Below are 8394 nucleotides of genomic sequence, written 5' to 3'. Positions count from 1 at the left end.
GCCATTCAGGAATACGAACGATGCACCTTCAAACTGGGGGGAGAAGCTTGTGCTTAACAAACAAAAAGGCGCGTTTACCATCGAATTAGCACTGATTCTGGCATTTGTTGCAGGCTTCTTTGCCCTTCAAGTGAATTATGTGGTTGCTACCGCCAAAAAGGGACAAATGGACAGACTCGCTTATTCTCTGGCGTCTGTTTTGTCTGAACGTAGGGAGCTTTTTCGAGATGAGGGCAACATTTGTCGAAGGTCTGGTGAGTGTAATCAATTAATTGAAGACATGCATTCTATTGCTGAATCAGCGATGACTCGAATGTCCAATGTATTTGTACCAAGCCGATTTGGGATTCGTATTGAGGAGTTGGTTGTGCACACCGCCCATGCTCGTTACGTGGTCGAAGAGAAGGGATATGTAGGCTGTAATTTTGTTCCACTGCGTAAGCTCCCTGACATCGTCCCAATAACGACACGTAATCGTAAGCTTCCGGTCTATAAAGTTTCTCTTTGTTATCAAACCCCGTTCAACATACTCGGTGTGGCGCGAGGGGAGTTTGTTGACATGGTTTCCTCTTCATTTTCATTCGCGAGGATTTAACTATGAAGAACTTTTCCATGTCTCGCTCTATGTGTAAACAGAAGGGCGCGGCTTTCATTGCCTTTGTTTACTGCCTGCCGTTTATGATTGGTATGTTGGTATTGGCTATGCAAACCACCCAACAGCTTCACACTCACGCCAAGCTAGGGGAAGCCGCTGAAGTGGCCAGTTTAGGGCTTATCTCATCTTCAACGGGAAAAAATGAACCTGATATTGAATTGGCAAAGAACATTGTGGATTACTACATGCCCACCAATAAAGGTGAGGTTCGGGTCACTATTGATGATACGCGTTGTGACTATGATACCGGGTGTGTACAGGCTGCTGGAGAACTCTCGCCTTTTGCCGATTTTTTGGTGACCGCAACGACAAAACATGACTCGTGGATCAGTTTTAAGCAATTTGGTATGGGGCCAGAGTTTGAGGTTTCAGGTCAGTCCACAAGCCGGAAATACCTGCCCAAGCCTGTCGATATTTATTTTGTGGTCGACTTCAGTGGCTCAATGAATGATGCGTTTAAATTTGGACATAGTCCGTATAGCAAGCTTCAGGTAGTGAAAGGTACAGTCGGCAGAATTTTGGATGATCTCGAAAATTTTAACCGCTTTAATAGTCATAAAAGTCGTGTTGCGTTGATTGGCTATAACAATTTCAATTACCAGATAGTCAATGGAAGACGAGTAGCGTACGACCAAGTTTCATTCGACCGCATAGCTCATTCAATTTACTGGCGCAATGCAAAGAAGGCGCCGTTAAGTTCATCACCTCAAAAAGTGGCAGATCTAATAAAAAGAAAAATCCCACCCAGACCGCTATTTAACGATATAGAACTTACATTTGGCTATGATGCTTTTACCCGAGAGTTTAGTACTTTCCAAGCTGGCGGAGGGACGAATTCATGGCAAGGTTTGTTAAGAACTGCGGAACTTGCCAACAGCCAGGATGAATACAACCCCCACCAAGTGATTATTGTCTTGTCTGATGGTGAAGACACATCTAGACCTTGGACGATTTTGAGCCCTGATGGTACATCCCGCGATGCACGAATCTTAAAAGAGTTCACCAAGTACGGGCTCTGTGACCGTATGGTGGAAGACTTAGAAAACAAGAAAGACCGATTCGGAGAGCCTATTACCGTCACATTTGGCGTTATTGGTATCGATTTTCATATGAATCGAGCAGAGAACGGCTTTTTCGATTGTGTAGGAGAAAAAAATGTCCTACACGCGTCAAGTGGTATCGACGTCTACAAGCATATTTTAAACCTGTTGAATGAAGAGACAGGTCGATTAAAAGGCAATGGAATATAACGATGAAAACACTAACCTTTATCCTCCTTTTGGTATTTTGCGGTAACGCTGCAGCTAACTGTCTGGCTCAGGAGAATACCTATTTAAAAACAACACGAGTTTTGGCGCAGAACCATCTTGGTACACAAACTAGCGGACGCCTTCTTAGCCATCATATCACTCAGGCGGAAACCCCCGTTCTTATCAATGAAGAGACTGAGAAAGAACAGTTTTCAGTCAGCAAAGAGTGTATTTACGACAGGGTATCGCAAACTTTGGTGCTGAATTATGAGTTCGACAAAGACAAGCTTAGCGACGACCACAAACACATTTTGCTCGACTACATGAATCTATTAGACAAAAGCGTCTCGATAGCGGTGGAAGGGCATGCCGATGAGGTTGGAACGGAGGCGTATAATGCGGCATTGTCGAAGCGCCGAGCTTCAAACGTTTCCAAGTTTCTCAAGAAAACGTTTGGAAATGACAAGCAGGTGGTTGAAAGGGCGTATGGTGAAACCGCCCCCATCTGTGAACAGTTGGAAAACAAGCTAAAAGGGTGCAATCGACGGGTAGTACTCACCGTTCAAAGCTAGGCAAAGATAATCCAGATAAAAGAGAAGGACGCTGAACGAGCGCCCTTCTCTATGAGTCTTATACCGATTGTGTCATTGGAATTGCTATTCTGCGTCTTCTTCCAGAATTTCAATAACTTCTGAAGAAGAGCGTTCGTGACCAATCAGGAACAGGGCAAGAAATGCCTCTGCTTTCATACTGGTGTCGCCTTCTTCTTCTAAAATAGTTCTGATTTTGTCTCTCAACATTGAGATTTCATGTTCAACAAATCCGCGACCTTCTTCATCTCCACCCTGATCAGCGGGCTGCTGATCGAAATGAAGAAACAGAAAATCTTCGTTCAGCTTTGTTGTTAGCAAACGTTCTGGCAACCACTCTTCTCCCGTCACAACGTGAGGATCGTTGTTATCGGAGAATTTACTTAATATTTGCAATAATTCAGATACTTTCACAATGATTCGTTATACTGTACGCCTCTACTTAGTGTAGCGGCTAATTTGCGGGAATCTTAAAGTAATTTCACTGATTTTACTACGAATGTTGACATTTGACTCAATAAAATGGCTGTCTTTCGTTCATCCTGCCATCAATCTCCCGAGTATGAATAAATAGAGGTAAACAACATCTATGCGCGCTTTAATTCACCTAACGCCGTTGGCGACGTTAATGGGTGCTATGACTTTTACTGCCACAGCTTCTGAAGTGAATAAGGTGAAAGAGCAAGAATGGGGAGTAGGGATGGCCTATCGCAATGCATCTATTGTGTACAACCTTCCCGGTGAAGACGATGCTTCCGTTTCAACGTTTACCCCGCTTTTCTATTACAAAGGCGAATCGGTATTTCTCGATGGTTTGGAAGGCGGTGTTCATCTGTATAAACAAGATGATTACCAGATAAACGCGCTTACTCGCCTCAGATTTGTTGACCTGCCTGCGTCTCAGCAAAACCGCTACGGTGGTCATTCATTTGATTTAGGTTTCCAGTACCGCCACTTTTTTCAGGATTCTGACTGGTACATTGATGCCGAGGTAATGAGCGATGATGCCGCCCGCTTGTTCGGTAACCTTCGCGCAACGGCAAAGAGTTCAACAGAAAACTGGGACTTTAAACCAAGCGCTGAACTCCGTGTTAAATCTAACGACTTTAACTCTTACTACTATGGTGCCAACGGGCTAGAAGGCTCTCCGGGTTTCGGAAAGAACATTGGCGGTGGTGTTGAGTTTAAAGTGGGTTTTGAAACTCGTTACCGCGTCACTTCAAATTTGTATTTATTGGGTAGTGCTTACGCTACTAGGTTAGACGACAACGCTTACGATAATATTGTGGTGAAAGAGCGGTGGGGTCACGAGTATTTCATTGGCTTCGGGTTGTTCAATGACAAAAACACACCAACGCGTTCAGACATCAAAACACGCCCTTACCTGAGGGTGGCACAGGGTTTTGCAACGCCTTCCGACATGGGAGACATCTTCCAGTTTAAAGGTGTGCCGGATGAGAACGGCAATAAGATGACTTCGTTCTTTTATGGTCACCCCTTAACAGATGAATTGTTCGGTGCTCCCATTGATATCTACCTGACTCCGGGGGCAGCGTGGCACTGGTCCAGTTCTACTCAGAGTGCCAGTCCAGAATACGTGATTGCGGTAAAAGCGTACTACACCTTCGAATGGCCGTTCCGTTGGAAATTTGGTGCCGCAGAAGGTATCTCCTATGTTCAAAACATCACTTATATTGAAAGTAGTGAACTGGAAGGAAAATATGAGAACATGAGTAATTTAATGAATTACTTAGATATTTCCTTCGATTTCAATATAGGTGATATGGTAGGTAAGCCTGAATGGGATCACCTGTGGGTGGGTTATGGACTGCACCATCGTTCTTCCATTTTCGAAAAAGCCTCTCAGTTTGGACGAATTAAAGGTGGCAGTAACTACAACACAATTTACCTGCAATACGATTTTTAATTGGTATGAAGACAAGAAAACGGGGCGATGGATTCGCCCCGTTTTTTTTGACTTAGCGATACCTGAATGGTTAAGCACCTTACCTGACGAATGAGCAACGCATTCAACAAGCTAAGATGGTTTTCTACCATACCAGAAGTGGTCTTCCACCATACCAAAAGTGGTTTGAATTCCTACCTCTTATAGAACCACTCTCTATTATCTTTTCAATAAAAAATTCACAAACTCAATCGTTATACTCAGCACTTTTTAGAATGTTAATTTCTATAAAATTAAATAATATCAATTTCTTAACGTTAATCTTTTCTGTGCAAGTTAGGGCGTTCGTAGCCTGTTAAATTCGAGCTGTGCGCCTGTTTTTGAAAGGCACTAAACTGGTATTGAAGCATTTCCAAATCATACGAAAAACTGGTAGTAGTTGCATGCCAATTAAATGGTATTTTGTGTTGTTAAATGGTGATTTTTGATAACTAGATCAACAAAACGATCAAAAAATGATCGATTTAAATTGAAAATCGAGTTGTTTGTCGGTTAATTTGAGCTCTGTTAACAATGTGGTCACAAATTTTGGTTGCCACCGTTACATTCTAAAGAAATAAACTGGTATTTAATAAATACCAAAATGTGAGTGTAGTTATCAGTAAAGGATTAATCACGTATGTCCGATGAATCAAACGATATGCCTTATTACCGCTCGGATGTGGCCAGGCTAACGCTCAAGTCACAAATTGCGGACAAACTGAGTGATCTCATTGCGTCTAAGATGATTGCGGAAGGTGAAGCCTTACCTTCAGAGCGAGAACTTGCCAAGTCTTATGACGTCAGCCGGGAAACCATTCGTGGGTCGTTGGCTTTACTGAGCGAACGTGGGCTGATCACCGTTTCACGTGGACGAAAAAGTATTGTGACAAAAGGTTCTGCGGAGATCATTCAGTCCAACCATCTTCTTGAAGACATTCAAAGTTACGACGCATATACAGTTGCGGAAACAAGAAAGGTTATTGAGTCATCCATTTTGCGTTCAGCCGCCATCAACATCAAAGAAGAAGACTTAGAAAAACTCACAGCGTTAATCGAATATCAGGAAACGGTGTTAGACGACCATGTGGCGTTTCAGGTTTCTGATAAAGAGTTTCACGAGATCATTTATCAGTCCTGTCGCAACGATTTGTTATCGAAAATTGCCATTGATGTTTATTCCTACGCGCTGGAGCATCGAACTGCTGCAATGGCAGAAGAGAAATCTACCGTCAGAAGTCTTCGAGAACACCATCAAATCCTGCGGTCATTAAAGAATCACGATCCAGACGCAGCGGAACGTTCCATTTTAGCTCATGTCGATAGCATCTTTAAATCGACACTTATTATGCAAAACAAGGACAACGAGTAACGGATTATGCCTGTAATAACTTTGAACAAACTGACAAAAAGATATCAATCGAGCGAAGTGATCCATCAAATCGACTTAGTAATGGAAGATAACGAGTTCACCGTATTCGTTGGACCGTCAGGGTGTGGGAAATCAACCACGCTTAGAATGATTGCAGGTCTGGAGACCGTCAGTGATGGCGAAATCAAAATGGATGACAGATCCATTTCGAATCTTGAACCTATTGATAGAGACATTGCCATGGTCTTTCAGGACTACGCGCTTTACCCGCACATGGATGTCTATAAAAACATGTCCTTTGCGCTGAGGTTAGCAAAGCATCCAAAAAGCGACATAAAAAAACGAGTCACTGAAGCGGCTGAAATGTTGGGTCTAACTGAATACCTGCATCGTAAACCGGCAGAGTTATCCGGTGGACAGAGGCAGCGTGTGGCAATGGGGCGCGCTCTGGTTCGCAACTCTTCAACGCTTCTAATGGATGAACCGCTGTCTAACCTGGATGCAAAACTGCGAGGTCAGATGCGTGCTGAACTGGCAATGATGAGCAAAAACATTAAGAAAAACATCATTTATGTTACGCACGATCAAATAGAAGCGATGACGCTTGCTGACCGAATCGTTGTGATGAAAGACGGGTACATTCAGCAACATGGCACACCAAGAGAGTTATTTGAAAAGCCAAGCAATAAGTTTGTAGCGGGTTTTATGGGAATGCCTCCGATGAACTTCCTCAATATGACGGTAGAAGAAGAAAATGGAACGTTATATGCGGTAGGGGAGTCATTTAAGCTTCAGTTACCTAAACTCGATAATTTATCTTTTTTACCCGAATCTGGCGAAATTATTGTAGGAATTCGTCCTTCTGCATTAATTCCAACAGATTCAGGTGAATCTCAAAATACCATTACTTTTAAGATAAACGTCAATGAGTATATTGGAAATCAGACTGTTTTGATTTCTACAATTCAAGAAAGCCGATTTATGGTTGAAGTCGATTCATTAAATGAATTTCGTATTGGAGATACTGTTAGCTTTAAAGTTGATCCAGATGACATTTATGTTTTTGACAAACACACGGAAGAAACAATTTACTAATTATTAAATCATCATAAAGATGAAGGGAACACAAATAACGTAATTTGGAACATCAACTTTATTCGCTTGCTCTTAGGAGGCAACATGATTAAGTATCTGAAAAAGGTGTTTAATAAGAAAGCACTGACTGCAATTACTGTCAGTGCCATTACAGCATTTTCTTATGCTAGCCCTTACGATTCATTTAAAGGCACAACTCTGGTTGTGAATTTTCCAGCGCACCCGCATTACAATGCGGTAATGAAAGTATTGCCGGAATTCACTAAAGAAACGGGCATCAAAGTAGAAGTCGACCAACTTCAATATCTGAGAATGCGCGAAAAGCAAACACTGGAATTAACAAAAAGAAAAGGCGATTACGATTTAATTGCGTACGTTGTATTTTCAAAAGCTGATTATGTTTATGCCGATCAACTAGAAAATTTGGCGAGATATTTCATGAATCCGCTTCTGGCTGATCCTAACTTTGATGCAGAAGATTTGATCGACGGTTATGTCGCGAATATCGGCGTTGCCGGCGGTAAAAAAGGCTATCTTAAAGGGCCTACAGGTTCACTATTTGGCCTGCCATTCGGTGCAGAGACTTCTATCTTAGGTTACCGAAAAGACATATTCGAGAAACACAAACTGAGAGTGCCTCAAAGCTACGAAGAATTACTGTACCTGGCGTGTGAGATTCCAAAGCTAGAACCGGGTATGGGTGGACTGGCTTCACGAGCGGCTTCTGGTCACCACGCGTCGCATGCGTTTTTACTTCACCTGGCACCTTTAGGCGGTCGTATCTTCGACGACCAGTGGAAGCCAATCGTTAACAATGCAGAGGGCGTCGCGGCGGCAAAAGCGCTGAAGAAAATTGTTGATTGTGGAGCGGAAGGAGCCAAAACATTTGGTTTTGCAGAAGCAGGAACCTCATTCTTGCAAGGGCAGTCTGCAATGTTCCTCGACTCTACAGTGTTTGCTGGTCAAGTGAATGACCCAACTAAATCTAAAGTGGTTGGTAAGGTCGGCTGGGCACCGCATCCGATGGGTGTTCGCAGAGGCTCGCAGACTGGCGGATTTGGAATCGGTATTCCTAAAAACGCGCAGAATAAAGAAGCGGCCTTCCTTCTGATGCAATGGCTAACCTCGAAGAAAGTAGACAAAATGATCGCTTTGGCTGGTGGTAACCCATCCCGTTACTCTACTCACTTCGATGATGACGTGAACGCGAAATTCCCTCACATGGCAACCTTTGGTACTGCACTTAAACATGCGGATCCTGACTGGCGACCAATCATTCCAGTATGGGGAAAAATCAATTCAGATTTAGGTACCACTTTGTCTAAGGTACTGACCGAAGATCTGGACATTCAAGAGGCACTTGATGGAGTAGCGGAGCGAGCAGAAAAGATAATGGCTGACGCTAACTACTATTCTTGGAGTGAAAAATAACCTGGAATAAATAGTGATATGCCCAAGTGGATTAATCGACTGCTTGGGTGTATCCC

Annotated in this window: 8 protein-coding genes; 7 read left to right on the top strand and 1 reads right to left on the bottom strand. The window is 43.0% G+C overall.

The genetic code is table 11. From position 1 onward, the window contains the following. From tadF to RH89_RS22250, 3 genes are all read left to right on the top strand, one after another. Window positions 1–595: tight adherence pilus pseudopilin TadF (gene tadF / locus RH89_RS22260; protein ID WP_004406893.1), on the top strand; the 595-nt coding region annotated here is incomplete at its 5' end. Window positions 596–597: 2 nt separating this feature from the next. Next, window positions 598–1905, top strand: a complete 1308-nt coding sequence (locus RH89_RS22255; protein ID WP_004406879.1) for a vWA domain-containing protein — start codon at window positions 598–600, stop codon at window positions 1903–1905. A gap of 2 nt (window positions 1906–1907) precedes the next feature. Continuing rightward, window positions 1908–2477, top strand: a complete 570-nt coding sequence (locus RH89_RS22250) for an OmpA family protein (protein ID WP_004406874.1) — start codon at window positions 1908–1910, stop codon at window positions 2475–2477. Between the two features lie 84 nt (window positions 2478–2561). Here RH89_RS22250 and RH89_RS22245 read toward each other — a convergent pair whose 3' ends face one another. Then, the gene (locus RH89_RS22245) at window positions 2562–2909 is read right to left on the bottom strand and encodes a VC1380 family protein (RefSeq protein ID WP_004406872.1); all 348 of its coding nucleotides are present in this window, start codon (window positions 2907–2909) and stop codon (window positions 2562–2564) included. Between the two features lie 175 nt (window positions 2910–3084). Between RH89_RS22245 and RH89_RS22240 the strand changes: the two genes are divergently transcribed. The 4 genes from RH89_RS22240 to RH89_RS22225 all read left to right on the top strand — a co-directional run bounded on the left by RH89_RS22240 (window position 3085) and on the right by RH89_RS22225 (window position 8338). Beyond that, entirely contained in the window at window positions 3085–4422 is a 1338-nt protein-coding gene (locus RH89_RS22240) for a MipA/OmpV family protein (RefSeq protein ID WP_004406871.1), read from the top strand. A 658-nt stretch (window positions 4423–5080) separates the two neighbouring features. Beyond that, window positions 5081–5812, top strand: a complete 732-nt coding sequence (locus tag RH89_RS22235; RefSeq protein ID WP_004406869.1) for a FadR/GntR family transcriptional regulator — start codon at window positions 5081–5083, stop codon at window positions 5810–5812. A 6-nt stretch (window positions 5813–5818) separates the two neighbouring features. Next, the gene (locus RH89_RS22230) at window positions 5819–6907 is read left to right on the top strand and encodes an ABC transporter ATP-binding protein (protein WP_004406867.1); all 1089 of its coding nucleotides are present in this window, start codon (window positions 5819–5821) and stop codon (window positions 6905–6907) included. Window positions 6908–6991: 84 nt separating this feature from the next. Continuing rightward, window positions 6992–8338, top strand: a complete 1347-nt coding sequence (locus tag RH89_RS22225) for an extracellular solute-binding protein (protein ID WP_004406865.1) — start codon at window positions 6992–6994, stop codon at window positions 8336–8338. Window positions 8339–8394 lie beyond the last annotated feature (56 nt).

This window comes from Vibrio nigripulchritudo ATCC 27043 (genome assembly GCF_000222685.1).
Taxonomy (GTDB): domain Bacteria; phylum Pseudomonadota; class Gammaproteobacteria; order Enterobacterales; family Vibrionaceae; genus Vibrio; species Vibrio nigripulchritudo.
Note: the sequence above shows the minus strand (reverse complement) of the source record. Positions and strands in the feature narration are given on the sequence as shown.

What these genes read in the sequence shown, in the direction of transcription:
- RH89_RS22255 (WP_004406879.1), top strand. Translation starts at nt 598, where the DNA reads ATGAAGAACTTTTCCATGTCTCGCTCTATGTGTAAACAGAAGGGCGCG.
- RH89_RS22250 (WP_004406874.1), top strand. Translation starts at nt 1,908, where the DNA reads ATGAAAACACTAACCTTTATCCTCCTTTTGGTATTTTGCGGTAACGCT.
- RH89_RS22240 (WP_004406871.1), top strand. Translation starts at nt 3,085, where the DNA reads ATGCGCGCTTTAATTCACCTAACGCCGTTGGCGACGTTAATGGGTGCT.
- RH89_RS22235 (WP_004406869.1), top strand. Translation starts at nt 5,081, where the DNA reads ATGTCCGATGAATCAAACGATATGCCTTATTACCGCTCGGATGTGGCC.
- RH89_RS22230 (WP_004406867.1), top strand. Translation starts at nt 5,819, where the DNA reads ATGCCTGTAATAACTTTGAACAAACTGACAAAAAGATATCAATCGAGC.
- RH89_RS22225 (WP_004406865.1), top strand. Translation starts at nt 6,992, where the DNA reads ATGATTAAGTATCTGAAAAAGGTGTTTAATAAGAAAGCACTGACTGCA.